Below are 21,978 nucleotides of genomic sequence, written 5' to 3' on the forward strand. Positions count from 1 at the left end.
GGAAGCCCTTATCTGTTCTGTAGCAAGACAGAGAATCGCATTTCCATGAATCTTCGTCAAGAGTCTCGGCGCCATTTTGGTGAGCTCATTTTTTTTGCCTTCTGAAAGGTGAAAGACGATGCATACGGGAAATGTGACGACGCCGTTTGGGCGGCGGTCGATGACGCTTGCCCTCGTGAAGCGGCAACTGGCTGCGAACGAGATCAAGCCTGGTAAGTCTGTCGAAAAGTGGAAAGTGTTCCGAGATGTTGCTGAGGCCCGGGAAACGCTTGGCCTTCAGGATCGCAGCGTCGCCATCCTGGATGCGCTTCTAACGTTCCTTCCGACCAATGAACTGCGCCAGGACGGACAGATGATTGTCTTTCCTTCGAATGCTCAGCTGACACTGCGCGCCCACGGCATTGCTGGGGCCACGCTTCGGCGCCATCTCGCAATCCTCGTCGACGCCGGTCTGATTGTGCGAAAAGACAGCGCCAACGGAAAGAGATTTGCGCGGAAGGATCGTGACGGCGATATCGAAACGGCCTTCGGCTTCGACCTGTCTCCGCTTCTGGCGCGGGCTGATGAACTTGCTTTGATGGCGCAGGAGGTCGTGGCTGCCCGTGTTGCGTTCAGAAGGGCAAAGGAGACACTAACAATATGCCGAAGGGACGTTCGTAAACTGATCAGCGCGGCTATCGAGGAAGGCGCGGAGGGCGATTGGCAAGCAATCGAGGACATTTATCTCAATCTAATAGCTCGCCTCCCCCGCACACCGTCGCAGGCAGACGTCGGTAACGTGCTCAGCGAAATGCAGTTGCTTTATGCTGAAGTGCTTAGGCGTCTGAATATTCACGAGGAAATCGAAATTAATAGCACCAATGATGCTCATAATGAGCGCCACATACAGAATTCAAAACCCGAATCCATCCGTGAACTTGAACCTCGCTCTGAAAAAGAGCAGGGGGCGAGGTCTGGTGGAGTTGATTTGCCCTCGCGTCTGGCGACCACATCCTTTCCGTTGAGCGTTGTGCTAAAGGCGTGCCCGCAGATTTGCGACTATGGACAAGGCGGTGTGGTGGGAGGCTGGCGTGATCTGATGTTGGCTGCCGTTGTTGTCAGATCGATGTTGGGTGTGAGCCCATCGGCTTATCAAGATGCTTGCGATGTGATGGGGCCGGAAAATGCGGCAATCGCGATCGCCTGTATTCTCGAGAGGGCGAACTTTATCACCTCGCCTGGTGGCTACTTGCGCGATTTGACCGGGCGCTGGGAACGAGGAGAGTTTTCGCTCGGCCCGATGGTCATGGCGCAGCTGAAGGTGAACAGTGGGGCAGCAGTTAGACGCGCCTAGCTGCTGCCCGGAGTTTTAGTCGCGCCTCTTTTATCTCGCGTCAATTTTAAGCCGTTTGATGCGTGTTCCCGCCGTTCCGGGAGTGGCCTCGCCAAATTCGTCTCGGGGTGATTGTCCCTCAAGGGTGCAGGGCATTCGGTGTCGAGCCGGATCCGGGCGGTGATATAGAAATGCGGAATTGGTCGGTGTTTCAAGATGGGCGTAGACACGAGGTGTCGAGGTTGTTCGGTGGGAGTCTAACAAGGCGTATGCAGACATCTGAGCCTTGAACATATTGGTGCATGCGCGACGATCATTGGAACTCCCGATCGCCGCCAGAATAGGGGTTCGACGCCACCGATCGGAGAGGCACCTGGGCAGCGTAAAGAGGTGAGGGCAGGCCCACTTCTGCGGTGTGAAGTTAGGCGCGCCTAACTTGCCTGTGTCAGTGGCGCGCGCAACATGGATTCGACCTCTGCTCGCCGGTCATCCTTTAACATGGCTCGATCATTGCCAGCTAGGGCACCAAGACAGGGTGCGAGATTTGGGGCAGGCTAACGGGCGACCTTGAAGCGTACACATGATGGGTGGCTACGAGTTAGGCGCGCCTAACTTCAAACGTGTCGACGCGCGCAGCGGTGCGAAAAATCTAGTGGGGTGCCGGACCGGGAGTTCTTTTTCGTGAAAGCAGGGCGGCGCGGAGTATTCCATTTTTGCTTGGTATTATAGCCGCGACATTGTCATCAACGATAGCAGGCGAGGGTGGTCCTTTGTCCCGCTTCAAGGTCATAAAGCGCTCCTGCGCCAGCATTCGGTCAGCTGCAGAGACCGGCTCAACCACTCACCTTCTAAATCATAACGCATGGCGTTTGGCTGGGCGCTCGCGAAATAGTACCGCTTTGAATGGACATACGCAGCGACTGCGCGTCTCAGGACAGTCGTTCCAACGCGGGGATTCAAGCGGCTTTTGAGATCTTCGAACAAGCCGCTGTCGTTTGGCATTTAACTGTAAGAATGCGCCCGTTCCGGCAGCTCATGGCACTTAATCTGAGATTCGCCAGTTGGTTTTTCGGCGCTTGACGCTCTCCGATTCCGAAATAGCGTTCTGTAATATTTCGCATTTTCCGATGAAGCTTGGCCATCGGTGGTCATCTTTTTCCAGGTGGTGAATCTCACACTAAGTGCCAAATCGAACCGGCGAATCTCAGATTAAGTGCCTGATCTCAATTTAAGTGCCGCGCTATCTTGTTGAATTATTGGATGCGGAGTCTTGCGATTAAATGCAAAACGACATTACCAAAGCGAGGCCGTCGCGTTCGCGGGTTCAGCTTTCCTCGACCAGCTTGTGTTTTTTCCAGGTTCTCGGGTTCCATTCGACCAGCATATGATGGCCTAAGGCTGGCCCGCCCGTTTCAAGGTGCAGAGCACGCATCTCGACCGATCCATCGAAGCAGAAGCCGGTGCGGACGGCGTTCGGTCCGGTTTCAGTGAGGTTCTGCTTACCGAGACTGCGAACCTCGAGGGTGGCAGAACAGCTGACGACAACACGCGAGCCGGTCTTGCGACCAATTTCAACGGCGCGACGGTATTCCCACCGACCGAATACGAGGCCCACATCCAGGACCGGCGTCAAGATCCAGTCGGGTTGTGCATGCAGCGCAGCGTCTCCGCCCGGCGTCTGTTGCTCAAGATCTTCGCAAATCAGCACCATCACCCGCCCAAGTCCGAGGATGTCGCAAAGCACCAATTCGCTTCCGGTGGCGCAATCTTCCATGTGCGAGTCATCGTCGTGACCGTCTGCGCGGGGTAGGGCGCACTGCTTCATACGGGGCGCGGCCATGTTGAACGCATTCAGCTTGCGTTGACGAAACAGGACTTCGCCGGCACCCGTCATGACAACGGCCTCATTGAACGGCCTGTCGAGCCCTTTTGACCTCTCTTCGGAAGGGCCGCTTCCCGTCAGTACCAACGAGTGACCTAAGCGGGCCGCCCGGCGCAACGTTTCGGCAAGGCCCATAACCGCTGAGCTGGTGGCGACGAGTTCAGGCAAGACAACGAGGCCCGCTCCCTTATCCAACAGAGCCGAGACTTCGTTTTCGATCCTGACGTCCGTAATCGACGAACGCGGCACCGTGTCCAGAAACGCTTTATGGCGTCGGTCCGACACCGAAAATTCGAAGTCGTCACGATCCTCGGCAATTGGCGCAAGGCCCACTTTTTGAGCCGCGTCGTGCGAAACATAGATTTGACTTGGCGGCGGCGCCATCGGCCGCAATTTGAAACTTTTCTGCAGGTCAGGAACGAAGCTCAGAAAGGAAAACTGATGAGCGAGCGCAACCCCACTTTGTTCTAATCCCTTTGTCCGCTCCTTGCCCGGCATCAACAGGCCTTTGGGAAGGACGAAGCCTTTGCCAGACAACTCGGCATAGGCGCCTGTCATCGTCCGCTCCGCCCGCATCGCCGCCAACATCTGTCCACCTGCCGATGAGCGGCCAGGGAGCCGCGTCTTGATAGAGGGATGGATGCGCATCGCTACCTGGTCGAGGGCGCACATCACCACAAAGGCACGTTCATGGGGCGTGTCGACCTCACAGCTGAACGCCACCAACCGGCGGCCAAGATAGTCGGTTACCATGGCTGGAACGTCTGCAGTTGACGCTCCCTCCAAGAGCTCGACGAGCCGCCCGAATTCAGCTGCGTGCCGTCCGGACCATGGGGCAAGCGTCGCCTCAGCCTCATAGGGTTCGACGATTTGCCACAATTCCGCGAATAGTTGTCCCGGTTTCATGACGTCAGATCGGCTTGCGGATGAAGGTTTGCAGCAGGGGGACAAGTTGCGAGAAGTCCGTTCCGTCATGTCGCATCTTGTCGGTCAGCGCTCGCATGGCCGGAACGAAGGTTGAGGCGCCTTGTTCATCACTCCTGGTCAGCGTTGACAACAGTTCATTGAAATACAGATCGCCATGCTCCGAGCTTGCGATCGCCCGTTGAAAAAGACCGAGCGCTTGCTCCGTCAGCGGTGCGCCGCTGCGGATATTCGACAGCAGTGTCTCCATTGCCTCGTGTTCCCGGCCGGCATCGAGAAGGATCTCTGCTTCTTGGAGCGCCACTCTCGGGAGCGACTGGAAATCGGCTGAGGTGCTTTTAATACGGAAAAGCGCTTCGTCGAATTGGCCGCGACGCCGATACAATTCCGACTGGCACAGGAACAGCTCATCCTGGACGCGGTCCCGTCCGCCATCTGCCGGCAGAAGTCGGTCGGCGTGCAGTAATACCTGACCTGAAACTTTTTCAAAACGCTCATCCCCGATCTCCATCGCGACCTTGAGGCGCGTGATAAGGATCTCTATGATCTCGCCGAGATCCCTGTCGCGGGCGGTGGAGGTTTGCGAAAGAAGTTTGACCGCTGCGACGATCGCGCGCTCGGCGCCACTTCCGTCACCTCTTTCGAGAAGCTTGCTGGCCAGCAGACGCTGGGTTCTCGCCGGTTCGATCTCGTTGCCAACGGGTAGAGCGCGTCTCCCAATTGCGCGATAGATCTCGGCTATCTCCTTGTACGTCTCGATGACCTCGTCGGCGCGGCCCAAAGTGTCGAGAATTGCGGCCTGACGGTCGAGCAGTCGCGCGTGACGCCATTTTGCGATCGGCGATTTTTCTGCCCGCCACAGGCGCTCAGCATTGCGGCTCAAGCCGAGGGCTTTCTCGAACTCGCCATTGCGCTGCAGCAAGCCGGCGATATCGTCAAGGATCAGTGCATATCGCGTCGCATACGTGGTTGGTTCCTCGTTGTAGGCGCGGCGGGCAAGTTGTTCCGCTGTTTCGGCGAAGGTTGCTCCGGTTCGGAACGAAAGCCGGTTGTCGCGCCGCAGGACGAAACTCAATGCGGCTTCGGCAAGCGACATCAGCCATTCGGGCCTTTCACCATCGTCTGCGACCGCATTGTCCAACCAGAACTGGACCTGGCTCCAGGCGTCCAAAGTCGGTTGGTCGCTGATGGCTCGCAGGTCAAACAGCCGGGGATCGTCGAATGCGGCGCGGCGCCAGTATGATGATAGAACGTCTGCATCGACTGGCCGAATGCCTATTTTAGTAGAGCCGGTAATCCGGCGGGCCAGGTCGTGCATGGCATCTAGGAGAGACCCTCTTTCATCTGGGTACTCTTCAAAGACAGCAAGCTTCTCTTCGAAAGCGCACCACGGATAATTGCGCACTTCCGCCCGCCGGAGACTTTGCTCGACCTTGCGCGGTCCGCCCTCGATAAGGTCGATGAACCGCTGCGCGGTGTGACGTCGCGCCGCCTCGACAGTCGAACGTTCCTCGACCCGGCTGGGTACAAACTCCATTTTAAGCGCCGGTTTCTTCTGACTTTTGCGCGCCTCCTTGATCGAACGCGCGATCGCAGCCGTCCCCTCGATACTTTGACGGTTGTAGACAAGGCAAAGGACGAGAGCGTCGGGGAGCTGTGAGGTGCAAATACCGGCGGTATCGGCAACACCCGTTCGACTGTCGATTAGAACATGGGTGTAGCGGTTTCGAGCCCACTTCAGAATGGCATTGATAAACGGCTCACCGTCGAAACGTTGATAGAAACCGTTCCAGTCGAGACCGCCAACCTTGTGGCTATAATGCTCGTCCTGGCGACCGGCGCCGATAAAGTCCAGACAACCTGATCCCTTCAATGGCAGATCAAGAGGCTGGACGATGTCGCTGCAGTCGCCGAGCTTGAATCTGTCCTTGCGATCCGGCTGCGCGTTGAGTTGCTCGAGATAGTCCCAAACGCGGTCGATCAGGCCATTGCTTTCGCCCTGATCCGGGTCGCTTAGGAACGGATGAAAATAGCGGTGCAACCCTGGTGCTTCCAGATCCCAATCGATCGCAAGCACTCTTTCATCGTTCGAAGCCAGTGCCCAGGCGACGTTTGCCAGCGTCATGCTGCGCCCACTTCCGCCCTTGTAAGAGTAGAAGGTCGTAACCTGTGACTTTGCCATGGCTAACCTGTCGCACTTATTCTGGGAACCTCAGCCGTGCGCACATCGGGCGGGGTGGGCCGGTTGTCGAGGCTGAATCCGAGATTGACAATCTTGCTCTGGGCCAATGGCGCGCGGCGCGCAGCCTCGACACCTTCATCGACAACCAGCCGGCCGACAGGCGTCAGAGCGTTGTAAAGGTTCCGTCCGTGTCGATGGCTGGTGACCATCTCCATCGCCCGCAGTTCGTCCAGCAGACGCGAAATATATCCTTTGTCCTGGCCAAGTGCTGCGGCGATCTCGGTGTTGCGTAGAGATTTTACGGCCAGCATATCAAGAATGCGCGCGAACGGCTGCTGCTTTGCCTTCTTGATCGCGTCCTCGTCAGCTGTGGCTGACGCTGCATACCCCATGATATCCAAGGCCGCTGCCAGCCGCCCGGCAGCGTAATCCGGGGACAAACGATCAGCCCGGATCTTGCTTCGCAACGTGCTGAGCGCTCCTGTTGCTGCTTCGACACCTTGGCGTAACACCGGAGCCGCCGCAGTGGGCAGGACGTCAGCGACAGTCTCCATTGAGGCATTGAGAGCCAAGTCAACTCTCTCGGCAACTGTTTTGAAATCGTCTTTTGCGATTAGATCTCTTACGATATCGAAGCTATTCCACAAGGGGTTACGCATGATGAGCTTCTCCTGTTATGTTACAGATAGGGGTAGTCAACGATTTTGTCAACGGTGACTGCCGCGGGTGTTTCATGCTGGTGTAAAAGGCCGTGGACCAGGCGACGTTGACTCTTTCCCGCGCCTGGCCGAAAACGCATGCAACGATGCGAGGATCAACGATGATCGAAGACGACGTTCTGACACAACCGGATAGCGCCGAGACCAAAGCTGAAGTCGAGAAGACGAAAGTGACCGGACGCGGCAAACGGTCGAGCCCCAACAAGGCTGCGGCGGGCAAGGTTGCCAGCAGCGTTCAGAAGAGCGACAAGCCGAAGGCACGAGGCTTGAGTGACACGGACAAGCTTGAGAAGATCAGGCAGATCGAGGTAGCCGTCGCCGGCGGGGCAACCCTGAAAGATGCCGTGGGTGCGGCCTCGATCTCCGACCAAACCTATTATACATGGAAGAAAGCCGTCGCCGCACCAACGTCTGGGACGTCGTCCAGCCCAGTTGCTGTTGACGACGAGTTTGCCGAATTCATTCAGCTCGAGGAAGAGAATCGCCGACTGCGCAAACTGCTTGGCGAAAAACTCCGCACCGAAAACGCCGAACTGCGCAAGCGGCTCGGGATCACCTGATCAACTTGGTTTTGACGATGACGCTGCGCGGGACAGGATTTACTGGCCGCCGCTGTCGATGAAATTGACGAATTATGAAAATACCACAACGGCCCTTCGTGGTCGAATACAAGGCGAACAGGCGGCAAACCCAGACGCGACCTTCTTCCATTTGGGGCAGCCTTGATCTGCAGGCTGTGGCCCGACAGGTCGAGGCCGACGGGATTTTGCCTGATACCGGACATTCGGTTGCGAGGCCGACAGTCAACGACCCAAAACCGGCTGAAACCCCCGTCCCGTCGCCGGATCTCCTTGCCATACCCGAACATAATCCCCAGGGACCTGCTGCTGGCATCCTACCCGAGGGAATTGGCGCGGCGAAGCAGGAGCTTTCATCAGAGGCTGCGGCAACCGAGAAGTCCGTGCCGCCGACGCCGCGGCATGTGCGCACTCCCGCTGCGTCGAGGCGGACCGTCGTTGCCTCGGTGCAGACTGAGCCTGCATCGATCCCGGCGATGACCCCCGTCAACGATCGCCGGGCGGGCCTACCACCAGACAACCACATGGATGACCTCAACGCACTCGACGCAGAAAACCGCCGCCTGAAACGTCTCCTGATGGCCAAGCTCCGTGACGAAAATCGGGCACTTCAGACGATGTTGTGCCGGTTCGATACCGAATGAAGAAGGCGCTGGGCGAAAGCGGTTTTTTTGCCATTTGAGTGAGGTTGGTCGGCGCATCTCAGGCAAGCTCCCCGACGTCTCCTGTTGCGAAGCGTCGCATTCATCCGTGCATGGACTGTTCTTGCGGGCGCGGCAGCGATCTGGTTAGAAGGTGATCCATAGGATCGTCGCCTTTGCCTCGAAGACGAAGGCGGATGGTCGCATCGCCCGGGGTTTTTTCCGACCATGTTCGATCTTTTGCTGCTTTTCGTGGCTGGCTTCCTCGCCGGCAGTATGAACGCGCTGGCCGGTGGCGGTTCGTTCGTGTCGTTGCCCGCCCTGATCTCCGTTGGCGTCCCGTCCGTGATCGCAAACGCGACCAGCACCTTCGCTCTCTTTCCGGGAGGCTTGGCAAGCTCCTGGGTCTATCGTGAGGGCGTAAGAGATGTATGCGGTGTCGGGGTCAAGCCGATTGCAGTTGCCACCATCACAGGCGGTGTCACCGGCAGTATCCTTTTGCTTTTAACGCCCACGACGACATTCGACGTCATGCTGCCATGGCTCTTGCTCATCGCCACGTCCATGCTCATTCTCGGACCCAAGCTCGGCATTCGGCTGCAACGGGCAAAACGCTCGCAGACCGCGCTTGTCTTGCCGATCCAATTACTGCTTGGCATCTATGGCGGCTATTTCGGCGGAGCGGTGGGACTGATGATGCTCGCCGCGTGGAGCCTGCTTGGCGGCGGTGATATCAAAAGTCTCAATCCGACCCGCATGGTCATGGTGACCGCCGCAAATGCGGTGGCTGTGATCGTCTTTGTGCTGGCCGGCGCAATCGCCTGGCAACAATGCCTGCCGATGATTGCGGGTGCCTTTGCGGGTGGCTGGAGCGGAGCCCATCTCGGGCGCAGGCTGCCGGCGCCGATTGTCCGGGCTATCACCGTCGTGGTTGCCCTCCTGACCACCGTCATTTTCTTTGCAAGAGCCTACCTCTAGTCGACCAAGGGCTGGCTGCAGACGCTGTTGAAAAATAATCGAGGGACTCCGTTATCGACGCGTCGCGTTCCGGCGTCCGGTAAGCCGGGAATACGATCGATTTCCAGCAGGCCATTGAGACCGAGTGACTGGTATTGAAATGGCGTTTGGCACTTCTGTGGTTGCCGCCCGCGGCAGCCTTCACCCGAAAGGCTTCCATCCACGCAATATTGCCGGATCTTGGCCGAACGAGAAGCTTCGCCGGTGGAAGGGACGGTGGGGCATGGAGAAGGGGGTAGAGGGAGAGGAGGGAGGTGAAAGCTGTGACGGATTGAGAGGGTTGGAGAGAGGCTCCGCCCGGTCCGTCATGGAGAAATTGACATGGCTCAGGCTATGGAGAAAATCACCCTCAGTGCAGCTCGGGATATTCCCTTCAACAAGCTGGTGCTCAGCCAGCAGAACGTCCGCAAGATCAAGGTGGGCGTCTCGATCGAGGATCTGGCGGAAGACATCGCTCATCGCGGGCTGCTCACCAGCCTCAACGTCCGTCCCGAACTCGACGGCGACGGCAACGAGACCGGAATCTATCGTATTCCTGCCGGCGGTCGTCGCTATCGCGCCCTTGAACGCCTTGTCGTGCAGAAGCGTCTGGCAAAGACTGCGGGTGTCCCGTGCATCGTCAGTAAGGGCGAAACGCTCGAGGTAGAGGACTCGCTCGCCGAAAACGTCCAACGCGTCAGCCTACATCCGCTCGATCAGTTCCGCGCCTTTCAGACCCTGCGCGAGCAGGGCCTCGGGGAGGAGGAGATTGCGTCGCGCTTCTTCGTCTCGGTAGCCACCGTCAAGCAGCGCCTACGGCTGGCTTCCGTCTCGACGCGGCTTCTCGATCTCTATGCCGATGACGAGATGACGCTGGAGCAAATCATGGCTTTCTCAATTGCGAACGATCACGTTCGCCAGGAGCAGGTCTGGGACACGATCTCGCGCTCGCATAGCCGCGAGCCGTATTACATTCGCAGGCTGCTGACCGAAACCGCAATCCGTGCCAGCGACCGCCGCGCCGTCTACGTCGGCACTGAATCTTACGAGGCCGCCGGCGGTGTGACCATGCGCGATCTGTTCGACCAAGATCAGGGCGGTTGGCTGCAGGATCCGGCGCTCCTGGAGCAGCTCGTAATGGATAAGCTCAAGGCTGACGCCGAGGCGATCCGGGTGAACGAAGGCTGGAAATGGGTCGAAGCCGCCTTCGATTTTCCCTACGGCCACACGTCCGGTCTGCGCCGCTTCTACGGCGAGCAGGCCGAAATGACGGAAGACGAACTGGCCCGCTTTGACGCAACCCGTGCGGAATACGACAAGCTGGACGCAGAGTATGCGGAGGCGGACGAGTACTCGGAAGCGACCGAACAGAAACTAGAGGAGCTTGGTGCCGAGCTCGACCGGCTCAACGACCGCCCTTACGTGTTCGACCCGCAGGAGGTCGCCCGCGGCGGTGTCTTCGTTTCGCTCGGCGCCGGTGGTGAGCTCAAGATCGAGCGCGGTTTCGTTCGGCCGGTAGACGAACCACAGGCCGTGGGAAGTTCAACCGAAGATGTCGGCGGCGATATCACAGATCATGGTAGCGACCCGTCGTCTCCCAGCGGCGACGGCGTTCAGGCGGACGACGAGGACGAAACGCTCAAGCCGCTTCCCGACCGCTTGGTTCTCGATCTGACAGCGGCGCGCACGGTTGCTTTGCGCAATGCGCTGGCGAACAATCCGGTCATCGCCTTCATCGCGGTTCTGCACGCGTTCGTCCTGAAGATCTTCTACGTCTACGGCTCGGATTCATGCGTGGAGGTAACGCTGCAAAGCGCCCGCTTCAGCCAGACTCCCGGCCTCGGCAATACGGTATGGGCGAAGGAGATTGAGCAGCGGCATGAAGGCTGGGGCCAGGATCTTCCCAAGGATCCGAATGATCTCTGGGAGTTCCTGATCAAGCTCGACGAGGTCAGCCGGCAGGCTCTGTTTGGCCATTGCGCTTCGCTGTCGGTCAACGCGGTCATCGAACCCTGGAACAAGCGGACCCGGGCGATCGCCCATGCTGACCAGCTGGCCCGCTCGATTGGTTTCGACATGGTGGGGGCCGGCTGGACACCGACAGCCGACAACTATCTCGGTCGCGTCACCAAGGCCCGCATCCTGCAGGCGGTCCGAGAAGCCAAGGGTGACCAGGCGGCGGAGCTGATCGGCCATCTCAAGAAGACCGATATGGCCCGCGAGGCCGAACGACTGATGACAGGTTGCGGCTGGTTACCGGAACCGCTTCGCATGACGATCGGGGAAGGCACGATCGAAAGCGACGCTGTCGCAGATAGTGCCGTCCAGCCCGAGGTGGTTGAGCCTGTATTCGAAGCTTCAGACCTGCCGGCCTTCCTGCTCGATGAGCCAGGAACATCGAACGATAACGCCGGCGATACGGAGAATGAGATTGACGGCGGGCACCTCGCCGCCGCCGAATAGATTCATAAGCATCGCATCCGCTGACCCGATCGCCTTTGCGGTCGGGTCTTCTTTGCAACCAGCCCGGCCCCCGTGCCGGGTTTTTCCGTTTCAGGAGGCACCAATGCCCGACTTCACGATTGAGACCACCTACCACCTGCCGGTCTTCCGGCATCGCACTTACGCGGCTGACACACTGGACGCGGCGTGCCGTGCTGCTATCGAGGATGACAGTTGGGATATCGCCGAGAAGGATTTCGATTCCTCGGGACCAATTCATATCACCGGCATCTGGAACGGCGCACATGCGGCCTATGCGGGTCCGCCCATCCAGGTCCCGCAGCAATTCGAAGAGCCTGTCCAGCGCCGGGCGCGTCATTTCGAGATCCTGCTCGGACTATTGAAGATCCTGTTCGATGACGTCCGTGCGGCCCGGCCACCGTCGCTCGATTGGCTCGCGCGATCTGCCTGGGCGATTGCCAGAGGAGAAGCCATTCTCGCCGGAGACCCGGATCCTGAAGAGCCGGTCGACCCGCCAAAGCCGTCCCACGTCCTGGTCAGGCTTCAAGAGGATGGTGTGCGCGACGCAATCACGGCGGTGCTCGAAGTCGATCCGAGTTTCAAAGCTGTAGGGCGGGAGGCCGTGACCGACGACGAGGTCCACGCCGCATGCCTGTCCATCGCCACCACGATGGATTTTTCCGACGTGGTGGGAAGCGCCGAATTCCAGGCCGCGCTCTCGGCGATCCGCTCGGCGCATCGTCGACTGACCTCCGATTAATCCTTCTTCTTCCCCAGACATCCCTCAACCTCGCCCGGCCACCGCGCCTGGGTTTCGTCTTATGGAGACAATCCAAATGAACTCCCTTGCTTCCACTAACCAGCCCGCTTCCTCCGGCTTCAAGGTCGATATCTCCCGCGGTGAACGCATCGGACGTGTCTCGTCGGAATGGTTCTCGCGCCCCGACGACGAGCGGTTCCTGTCGCTGACCGAACTCCACGATACCGTTCGATCCCGCGCCGACCGCGCGCATGCACGAACCCTCGAAAGCGCCGCGATCCGCGTCGAGGCGACACGCGACAACGCCGAACGGCTCGAACTCCTCGTCCCTGGTCAGCGCCAGCCGATTGCACCGACCCATTGGAGTTACGGTCAGCTCTGCAGCCTCGTGGGCGCACCCGCCACCTATATGCGCCAGTTACCGGCGCCACTCGCTGCCATCAACCTGCAGCATGGCCTGCTCAATCACCGCGCCGAATTGGTCAAGACGTTAGAATTGGACGATGGTCGGGTTGAACTGCGGGCCGTCACCGGACCGGAATATGGCCGCATCTGGGACCACGAACTGGTCTCGGCAGTGATGAAGATTGCGGGCAATGGGACCGGCGACACGATGTGGAAAGTGCCGGGGGTGCTCGATTGGGCGACCATGACCCACAATCCCTTCGTCGATATCACCAAGGACACCACGACGCTTTATGCCAGCGACCGGGACGTTTTCCTGTTCCTGGTCGACGACACCCATCCGATCGAGGCCGGCCGGTTGCCGAATGGCGAGCCAGATCTCTACTTTCGCGGCTTCTATGCCTGGAATTCCGAGGTCGGCTCGAAAACGCTCGGCATCGCCTCCTTCTATCTGCGAGCGGTCTGCGCCAATCGAAACCTCTGGGGCACGGAGAATTTCGAGGAGATCACCATCCGCCACTCGAAATTTGCCGCCCAGCGGTTCGCGCATGAGGCAGCGCCCGCGCTGACCAGCTTTGCCAATTCGTCGCCTGCGCCATTCATTGCCGGCATCAAAGCGGCACGGGAGCGGATCGTCGCGCGAAAGGATGACGATCGCGAAACCTTCCTGCGCCGGCGTGGATTTTCGAAAGGCGAGACCGGCAAGGTGATCGACATGGTGCTGTCGGAGGAGGGGCGGCCGCCGGAATCGATCTTCGATTTCGTCCAGGGCATTACGGCGCTCGCCCGCACCAAGACCAATCAGGACACGCGCCTGGAGCTCGAAGGCAAAGCAAAGAAGCTGCTCGAAAGCGCCGCCTGACATGTTCATGCGCGCCTGGCTCAGACCCGGCCGCGTCTGCGAACCCGATCGTCGTCATCCCAGAGCCCGGTCAAGTGCCGGGCCTCATTTTGTCTGGAGCACCCCAATGGCTATCCCCAATCATGCCCGTACAAACTTCGACACGCTGCTGCGCGCCGCGTCCGATGGCAATCTTGCTCTCATGGAATGCCTTGATGCCGCGACACGCGAGCCGCGTTACGTGCTCTGCGCCGTCGGCCGCAGTGACGGCGAATACGTCTTCACGCCATTCGGCCATCTCGCCGACGGCAATCCCTACGACGCCTATCTGCCGCCGGACCCAAAAGATCCCGCTGGCTTCATCGTAGGTCCGACCACCTAGACGCTGACGATCGCCGGCATCCTTCAATCTGCGATCATTTCCCACACCCTCACGCCGCAAGTTCTCCTCCTCCCGAAATTCGGAAGAGAGCACTTGGTCAGACCCATTCCCCTCTCATTCGGAGCCTCGACCGATGAATATCATCTCGCATCCTCACACCGTTTCCACCTCTCCGCGTCTTGAGACCAAAACCCGCGCTGACGCACTTATAGGTGCTGCCGGTCGAATCACGTCGCTTCTGGAGCAAGGTAAAGTCGTCACCACAGGCGACCTGCGACAGATCATGATCGAGGCCCTCCGCGGCAGCGACGCCGAGGGCCTCTGGCTCTGGAAAGACGCCTACGAGGCGACCGAGGTCGCTCAGGTCCTGTTTCTCCGCAAGTTCGGCGCGGCGATCATCGCGCGCGTCCATGCGCCGCAGTCGGCGCTTACGATGCTGACGAAGGTGGCAAGGCTCGTGCCGACCCATAGCCGACGCTCCGAGGAGAGCCAGGCGCTGCAGCAACTCTCGACGCCGATGCCACTCGCGTATGTGGCGTCCCGCGCCGCGGGCATCATGGCCGACGATATCGTTCTCGAGCCGTCTGCCGGAACCGGCCTGCTGGCGATCTTCGCCGAGCTCGCAGACGCGCGTCTGGCGCTCAACGAGTATGCGGTCGTGCGCCGCTCATTGCTCGAACAGCTCTTCGCCGGTGTCTCGGTCTCGCAGCACGATGCCGCCCATATCGACGACTATCTCGATGATGCTGTCCGGCCGACCGTCGTGTTGATGAATCCGCCATTCTCTGCGGTTATTCATGTCGAAGGCCGCGTCGCTGACGCCGCCTGGCGGCATCTGACCTCAGCCTTCGCGCGTCTTGCGCCCGGTGGCCGGCTTGTTGCGATCACCGGTTCAAGCCTCACCCCCGACAATCCTGCGTGGCGCGACGACTTCGTCCGGCTGCAGGGGCATGGCACGGTCCTGTTCACCGCGGCGATCGACGGCAGCATCTATGCCCGCCATGGCACGACGACCGAAACGCGCCTTACCGTCATCGACAAAGTTCCGGCAGACGACCCGAAGAGGCTTGTCGCCTCGAAGGGCGTCGCCTCCGATCTGGAAACGTTGCTTGCCTGGATTGAAGGGCTTTCACCGCGCTTGCCGTCGATGGAGACGAACGTCGCTAGCACCCTTCGAACGGTTGCAGTTCGAAAGGGCGCAGGAACTATGCGTTCGCCGGCCGTCACGGCTCCCCTGCATCGCCCAGCCGCCGCCGGTCAGGTTTCTCACATTCCGACGGTCCGCTCGTTGCCTGTCGATGACGAGATTATCGAGCTCAACTACGAATTGCGGGATGCTGTGGCGAAGGACGAGGCGGGCGCAGCCGATGGCATCTACGAGCCCTATCGGCTGCAGGCGATCCACATCCGCGGCACCCAGCCTCACCCCGACAGGCTGGTCGAATCCGTGGCCATGGCCTCGGTCGCGCCCCCGAAGCCAAGCTATCGCCCGCAACTGCCGAAGCGGATCGTCTCCAGCGGCGATCTTTCCGATGCCCAGCTCGAGAGCGTCATCTATGCCGGCGAAGCTCATTCCGGCTATCTCGCCGGCCATTGGATCGTCGACGCCTCCTTCGACAATCTGAAGGCCGTCGCACCCGACACGGAGCATGCCGTTCGTTTTCGCCGGGGATGGTTTCTCGGTGATGGCACGGGCGCGGGAAAAGGCCGCCAGGTCGCGGGCATCATTCTCGACAACTGGCTGAAGGGCCGCCGTCGCCACGTCTGGATTTCCAAGTCAGACAAGCTGATCGAGGACGCGCAGCGCGACTGGAGCGCGCTCGGGCAGGAAAAGCTCTTGGTGACGCCGCTGTCCCGCTTCCGGCAGGGCAAGCCGGTCAAGCTGGAGGAAGGCATCCTGTTCACGACTTTTGCGACGTTGCGCACCGATGAACGCGAGGGCCGGCGATCGCGCGTGCAGCAGATCGTCGACTGGCTCGGCGCCGACTTCGATGGTGTTATCGTCTTCGACGAAGGCCATGCCATGGCCAATGCCGCCGGCGGCAAGACCGAGCGCGGCGACAAGGCGGCATCGCAACAGGGCAGGGCGGGTCTTCGCCTGCAGCGCGCCCTGCCGAGCGCCCGCGTCGTCTATGTCTCGGCGACCGGCGCATCGGAAGTCGAATCGCTCGCCTATGCCGAACGGCTCGGTCTCTGGGGCAGCAGCGACTTCCCCTTCCCGACGCGCTCCGAGTTCATTGCCGCGATTGAAGACGGGGGAGTCGCCGCCATGGAGGTGCTGGCCCGTGACCTCAAGGCGATGGGTCTCTATGCGTCGCGTTCACTCTCCTTCGAGGGTGTCGAATACGAAATCCTCGAACACGAGCTCACCGAGGAACAGGTGCGCATCTACGATTCCTATGCTGAGGCGTTCCAGGTGATCCACAACCATCTGGACGCTGCCATGGAGGCCTCGGGCATCACTGGTGCGACCAGCGCGGCCGGCAAATCCGTCACGCTGAACAAAAATGCCAAGGCTGCTGCGCGTTCAGCCTTCGAAAGCTCCAAGCAGCGCTTCTTCAATCATCTCCTGACCTCGATGAAGACGCCGGCTCTTCTCAGAACGACTGCAGCAGACCTGGAGGACGGACATGCGGCCATCGTCCAGCTCGTTTCAACCGGGGCAGCGCTGACCGAGCGCCGGCTGGCACAGATCCCGACCGAGGAATGGGGCGATCTGCAGGTCGACGTGACGCCGCGGGAATATGTCATCGACTACCTGATGCACTCCTTCCCCGTGCAGCTCTTCGAGGAATTTTCCGACGCTGACGGCAATCTCAGCTCCCGGCCCGTGCACGACGCCGACGGCAACCCTGTGATCTGCCGCGAGGCAGAACGGCGCCGGGACGAGCTCGTCGAAACGTTGGGCAGCCTGCCGGCGATCCCGACCGCTCTTGATCAGATCGTCCAGCACTTCGGAACGAGCCAGGTCGCCGAGATCACCGGTCGCTCCCGCCGCATCGTCCGCCGCGAGGACAGCAGCTCTATTGGCCGCTATGCCGTGCAGAACCGGCCGGGCAGCGCCAATCTCGACGAGGCTCGCGCCTTCATGGATGACGAGAAAGGCATTCTTGTCTTCAGCGACGCCGGCGGGACCGGTAGATCCTACCATGCGGATCTTGCCGCCAAGAACAAGCGCCTGCGTCTTCACAATCTTCTCGAAGCGGGATGGCGCGCCGACGTGGCGATCCAGGGTCTCGGGCGCAGCCATCGCACCAATCAGAAACAGCCGCCGCGCTTCCGGATGATCGCCACCAACGTCAAGGCAGAGCGGCGCTTTCTGTCGACCATTGCCCGGCGTCTCGACACGCTTGGCGCCATCACCCGGGGCCAGCGCCAAACCGGCGGGCAGGGGATGTTCCGCAGCGAAGACAATCTCGAATCCCAATATGCCCGCGACGCGCTGCGGCAGTTCTATGGGTTGCTGCAGGCCGGCAGGATTGAAGGCTGCTCGCTTGACAGGTTCGAGAGCATCACCGGCCTGTCGCTGACGTCGGAAGAGGGCGGGCTGAAGAATGAGTTGCCGCCCATCCAGACATTCCTCAATCGCATGCTGGCGCTGACCATCGCGATGCAGAACGTGCTGTTCGAGGCCTTCGAGCAGTTGCTAGCCGCGTGCATCGAAGGGGCGATCGCCGCCGGGATCTACGACAAGGGCCTGGAGACGATCGCCGCCGACAGCATGACGGTCACTGAGCGCCGGCTGATCTATACACATCCGGTCACCGGCGCGCAGTCGCACCTGCTGACGATCGAGCGGAGGGATCGCAATGCGCCGATGCTGCTTCATGATGTGCTGACTCTCTTCAGGCAGGATCCACGCGCCAAGCTGATGATCAACGGCAAGTCGGGCCGGCCAGCGGTGATGGTGCCGACCCGCTCGATCATGCTGGACGACGGTTCTGTTCAGGCGCGCGTCTCACTGATCCGGCCGATGGACGAGCTGCGCTTCGAAGTCCGGCAGCTCGAAGAGACGTCCTGGGAGGGGGCTGACGAACAGGTCTTCGCCCTTGCCTGGGAGGCCGAAGTCGCGGCCGTGCCGGAATTCTCGACATCGGTAATGCATATCGTCAGCGGACTGCTCCTGCCGATCTGGAAACTGCTGCCGCAGGATTTCTGCCGCGTGCGGCGCCTGCAGACGGATGACGGTGAGCGCATCGTCGGCCGTGTCGTCGCGCCGGATCGTTTGGCCGGCCTTTGCCGCAACTTCGGGATCGACCAGACCATGGTGATCGCCCCGGAGCAAGCATGGGCGGCACTGATCGACGGATCCTCGTTCATCGGTCTTGCCGGCGACATGACGCTCCGCCGGGTGCGTGTGATGAACGAGTACCGCGTCGAGCTCATCGGCTTCATCGACGGCATGCGTGACTGGCTGCGGTCGGTCGGCCTGTTCTCCGAGATGATCAGTTGGAAGCTGCGTTTCTTCGTGCCGATCACTGACGAGGGGCCGGGCATTCTGTCGAAGCTGATGCAGCGTCACCGCCTCATCGACATTGCGCGCCGGTCGTAACGGAGGCCTGCCATGCTTTCCGCCTCCGATCTGGCGGACCGTCTCGCGCAAAACGCCGAGTCGGTCTGCTGCCACTATCTCTCCGCCGGCCGCCGGGCCGGCAATTACTGGCTCGTCGGCGACGTCGCCAACAACAAGGGCCGGTCTCTTTACGTGCATCTGATCGGCCCGCGCGCCGGCCGCTGGACGGACGCGGCGACCGGCCAGTTCGGCGATCTGCTCGATCTTGTCCGCGAGACCTGTGGCCTCGTCGATTTCCGCGACGTTGCCGAGGAGGCGCGTCATTTTCTCAGTCTGCCCCACCCCGAACCGGTGTCGGCCCGCAGGACCCGCGGCGGTGATGCCTCTCCGGTCGAGCGGCCGACGGCTGAACGGGCACGGCGGCTGTTTCGAATGACGCAGCCGTTGGCGGGTACGCTCGCAGACACCTATCTGCGTGAACGTGGTATTCTGCGGGCATCCACCCATGGCGCGCTCCGTTTCCACCCGTCCTGCTACTATCGCGATCTCGTGACGGGCCGGACGACCAGTTATCCGGCATTGGTCGCAGCCGTGACGGACGCCGCCGGAGCGATCACCGGCGTCCACCGCACCTATTTGTCCTCGGGGCTCGACCCGGATGGGGTCGGCAAGGCCAAGTTGGACGATCCCCGCCGCGCGCTGGGCGGGCTGCTCGGCAATGGCGTTCGCTTCCGCTTTCCGGTAAATGCGCCTGTGCCGGTCCTGGCGGCGGGCGAAGGCCTCGAAACCATGCTGTCGCTCTCGCATGTGCTGCCCGGCATGCCGATGGCGGCGGCGCTCACGGCCAATCACCTCGCTGCCTTCCGCTTCCCGCCCGGATGCCTGCGCATCTATATCGCGGCCGACGCTGATGCGGCGGGCCGGCATGGGATCGAGGGATTGAGCAGACGGGCTCAGGAGTGCGGGGTCCTGCCGCTGGTGCTGTCGCCCGAACTTGGCGACTTCAACGAGGATCTGCGCTGGCTGGGTCCCGACCGGCTGACCGCCAGCCTGCGGGCTCAACTCACCCCGGAAGACGCGATGGCTTATCTGCCCGCATGAGGCCGGAAGGGGCCGGTGGGCGGGGCCGGCGGCTTTGGTGAAGCACGGTCCGAGGATGCCTCCTGGGTGGGCGCGCCCGCGGGCCTGCCGAGAGGCGACCCTTACCACGCGGGCCTCCGGGCCTTCAGCGGGTCAGTCGGGTTTCTTCCCCTGCCGGTCGCAGGGCGACTCGGCATTCCTCGCGAAGCAAGAAACCCTTCTTCCGCCGCCCGGCGCTTCGCTGGGCCGCTGCGCTTTGCTTGCGGTTCCGGCCTCGGCCCGCGTGACCGGGTTGCCGTCAGGCCGCGAGAGGCGCGGCCCAGCGAACGGAGATCATCATGAACCTGATCCTTAACCCCGACGATACCTTCGAGCCCCACCACGCTTCGTCTCCCACCGACCGCTTCATCTATGAGATGCAGGTCTTCGGCTATCGCCCCTTCCAGGACGAGCCCGATCCACGGCCATTGCCGGAGGAGCCGCAAGTCCAGTCGGCCATCACCGCGATCTTCGACGGCTTCACCGAAATGCTCGGCGACACCCGGCTGGAGCCCGATCTCGAAGACCTGTTCTGGTCGATCCCCAACCTCTTCCATCGCGCCGGCGAGCGCATCCAGCGCGAACTCGACCGCAACGAGGAGGCGCAGCGTACCGGCCAGCGCGCGCAGGACGGCTCGGAGGTGAAGAGCGTCGAACTCGAACGCCTCATTGCCGAAGGCATCACGCTCTTGGAGCGCCGTAACGCGTTCGAGTTCATGCGCGACTATTCGGCCGACCTGTTCGAGGCACAGACCGGTTCGTCCTGGCGTCCGCGCACCGGCTCCAAGGTCAACCACGCCAACATGACGGCGGCGATGATCGATAGCAGAGATTTCCTGTCCGCCCGTCGCCGCGCCGAGACCGAGGTGCTGATCCCGGCCGGCACCAAGATCGCGTTTTCTGGCGGTATGGACTATAACGACCACGAACTGATCTGGGCGAAGCTCGACCAGGCGCATGCCAAGCACCCTGATATGGTGCTGCTGCACGGCGGCTCTCCGAAGGGCGCCGAGCGCATCGCCGCCTGCTGGGCCGAGGCCCGCAAGGTGACGCAGATCACCTTCAAGCCGAACTGGACGAAACACGCCAAGGCCGCGCCCTTCCGGCGAAACGACGACATGCTCTCCGTCATGCCGGCTGGCGTCATCGTGTTTCCCGGCTCGGGTATATCAGGCAACCTCGCCGACAAGGCACGTCGCCTTGGTATCCCGGTCTGGCAGAAGACAGGAGACGGCGCGTGAGCGCCATTTCTTGAAAATATGGAAAACATGGAGTATATGGAAACCGAAGCGGAGACCATATCGATGAAGCAGTTCACGACAGGCGATCTCAACAAACAAGTCGGCGACGTCACCGATGCGGCAAGCCGCGAGCCGGTCGTTCTCACCCGTCACAACAAGCCGCGTTTTGTGCTGATGAGCTACGAGCATTATGAGCGCATGCGCACCGGTGGCGATCCGCGCCGTGCCTATCATATCTCTGAAATGCCCAACGAGCATGTCGCACTGTTCGACGAGGCGCTCGATCGGTTGGCGCGCGGCGAAGGCTACGACGATGAGCCGTGAATTCCGCCCCGGTGAGGTCATCTCCTATCCCTATCTCTGGGCATGGCAGCAGCAGCGCGGCGAGACCGAGGGGCGCAAGCAGCGCCCGGTCTGCGTCGTCATCGCGATCCGTGGCACTAGCGACGGAAACACGCATCTGGCGCTTCTGGCCATCACCACCCAGCCGCCGCAGGCAGGCCGGAGCGCTCTCGAAATCCCTGATATCGAGCGCAAGCGCGCCGGCCTTGGCGACTTGAAGCAGAGCTGGATCATGGTCGACGAGTACAACTACGATATCGTCGAGCGCTCCTGGTACATCGAGCCCGATCAGGACATCCTCGGCCGCTTCAGCAAGTCCTTCATGGTGAAGATTGCCGGCATGTTCGCTGAGGCGCGGAGCCGATCCGGCCGAGTCAACCGCCTCGATTGAGGCGTGCCGGCATCCCGGGTGTGTCTTCCGCCGTTGGGTATCGCTGGCGCGCCGTCGATGCTCAATGCCGACCCTGGCAGCGTCGGCTGGCAGGCTGCCGGCCGTTCTCGACCGATCTTGGCACCTCTCCATCACCGGACGCCGGAGCAACGCCCCGAAATCATGCCCGGTCACCCACAAGAGCTTCAGTGCAACTGAAGTCCCGTCAGGGTGGATGGCAATTCGAATGCAGCGTTGACCGAAGCGGTCTGTGCAGACGGCGATAGGCTAGGTCGGGCGGATCAGAC

16 protein-coding genes are annotated in these 21,978 nt (G+C 61.0%); 13 read left to right on the forward strand and 3 right to left on the reverse strand.

All coding sequences use genetic code 11. The annotated features are described in order from the left end of the window. The first annotated feature begins 118 nt into the window (after positions 1-118). Positions 119-1,333 carry a plasmid replication protein RepC gene (gene repC / locus BJ928_RS33435; RefSeq protein ID WP_047636052.1) on the forward strand — a complete coding sequence of 405 codons (1,215 nt, stop codon included), beginning with the start codon at positions 119-121 and terminating at the stop codon, positions 1,331-1,333. A gap of 1,303 nt (positions 1,334-2,636) precedes the next feature. Here repC and BJ928_RS33445 read toward each other — a convergent pair. The 3 genes from BJ928_RS33445 to BJ928_RS33455 form a co-directional block, all read right to left on the reverse strand. Next, the gene (locus BJ928_RS33445) at positions 2,637-3,947 is read right to left on the reverse strand and encodes a hypothetical protein (protein ID WP_077472856.1); all 1,311 of its coding nucleotides are present in this window, start codon (positions 3,945-3,947) and stop codon (positions 2,637-2,639) included. Between the two features lie 157 nt (positions 3,948-4,104). Continuing rightward, positions 4,105-6,300, reverse strand: a complete 2,196-nt coding sequence (locus BJ928_RS33450; protein ID WP_068391584.1) for a hypothetical protein — start codon at positions 6,298-6,300, stop codon at positions 4,105-4,107. Between the two features lie 2 nt (positions 6,301-6,302). After that, a complete protein-coding gene (locus BJ928_RS33455) occupies positions 6,303-6,959 on the reverse strand; it encodes a helix-turn-helix domain-containing protein (RefSeq protein ID WP_047636049.1) in 657 nt (218 codons plus the stop codon). A gap of 161 nt (positions 6,960-7,120) precedes the next feature. Between BJ928_RS33455 and BJ928_RS33460 the strand changes: the two genes are divergently transcribed. From BJ928_RS33460 to BJ928_RS33520, 12 genes are all read left to right on the forward strand, one after another. Next, complete coding sequence (locus BJ928_RS33460; RefSeq protein WP_047636048.1) at positions 7,121-7,579, forward strand: transposase; 459 nt, start codon at positions 7,121-7,123, stop codon at positions 7,577-7,579. Between the two features lie 74 nt (positions 7,580-7,653). After that, positions 7,654-8,241 (forward strand): hypothetical protein, encoded by a 588-nt coding sequence (locus BJ928_RS33465; protein ID WP_047636047.1) that lies wholly within the window; start codon positions 7,654-7,656, stop codon positions 8,239-8,241. Positions 8,242-8,466: 225 nt separating this feature from the next. Beyond that, positions 8,467-9,216, forward strand: coding sequence for a sulfite exporter TauE/SafE family protein (locus BJ928_RS33470; protein ID WP_047636046.1), 750 nt, complete (start codon positions 8,467-8,469; stop codon positions 9,214-9,216). Positions 9,217-9,576: 360 nt separating this feature from the next. Next, on the forward strand, positions 9,577-11,697 hold the full coding sequence (locus tag BJ928_RS33475; protein WP_047636045.1) for a ParB/RepB/Spo0J family partition protein: 2,121 nt from the start codon (positions 9,577-9,579) through the stop codon (positions 11,695-11,697). 103 nt (positions 11,698-11,800) lie between these two features. After that, positions 11,801-12,457 (forward strand): hypothetical protein, encoded by a 657-nt coding sequence (locus BJ928_RS33480; protein ID WP_047636044.1) that lies wholly within the window; start codon positions 11,801-11,803, stop codon positions 12,455-12,457. 76 nt (positions 12,458-12,533) lie between these two features. Next, entirely contained in the window at positions 12,534-13,724 is a 1,191-nt protein-coding gene (locus BJ928_RS33485) for a hypothetical protein (protein WP_047636043.1), read from the forward strand. A gap of 106 nt (positions 13,725-13,830) precedes the next feature. After that, positions 13,831-14,085: a DUF6117 family protein gene (locus tag BJ928_RS33490; protein WP_047636042.1), complete on the forward strand. Its 255-nt coding sequence runs from the start codon at positions 13,831-13,833 to the stop codon at positions 14,083-14,085. A 133-nt stretch (positions 14,086-14,218) separates the two neighbouring features. Continuing rightward, complete coding sequence (locus BJ928_RS33495) at positions 14,219-18,637, forward strand: bifunctional class I SAM-dependent methyltransferase/DEAD/DEAH box helicase (RefSeq protein ID WP_047636041.1); 4,419 nt, start codon at positions 14,219-14,221, stop codon at positions 18,635-18,637. 12 nt (positions 18,638-18,649) lie between these two features. Beyond that, positions 18,650-19,699: a toprim domain-containing protein gene (locus BJ928_RS33500; protein WP_047636040.1), complete on the forward strand. Its 1,050-nt coding sequence runs from the start codon at positions 18,650-18,652 to the stop codon at positions 19,697-19,699. 317 nt (positions 19,700-20,016) lie between these two features. Continuing rightward, positions 20,017-20,958 (forward strand): DUF2493 domain-containing protein, encoded by a 942-nt coding sequence (locus BJ928_RS33510; RefSeq protein ID WP_047636039.1) that lies wholly within the window; start codon positions 20,017-20,019, stop codon positions 20,956-20,958. A gap of 63 nt (positions 20,959-21,021) precedes the next feature. After that, positions 21,022-21,282 (forward strand): type II toxin-antitoxin system prevent-host-death family antitoxin, encoded by a 261-nt coding sequence (locus BJ928_RS33515; RefSeq protein WP_047636077.1) that lies wholly within the window; start codon positions 21,022-21,024, stop codon positions 21,280-21,282. Further along, complete coding sequence (locus BJ928_RS33520; protein ID WP_047636038.1) at positions 21,272-21,691, forward strand: hypothetical protein; 420 nt, start codon at positions 21,272-21,274, stop codon at positions 21,689-21,691. The genes BJ928_RS33515 and BJ928_RS33520 overlap by 11 nt, the downstream gene beginning before the upstream one ends. Positions 21,692-21,978 lie beyond the last annotated feature (287 nt).

It is taken from the genome of Rhizobium sp. WW_1, assembly GCF_003610155.1.
In the GTDB taxonomy this organism is placed as follows: Bacteria; Pseudomonadota; Alphaproteobacteria; order Rhizobiales; family Rhizobiaceae; genus Rhizobium; species Rhizobium tropici_A.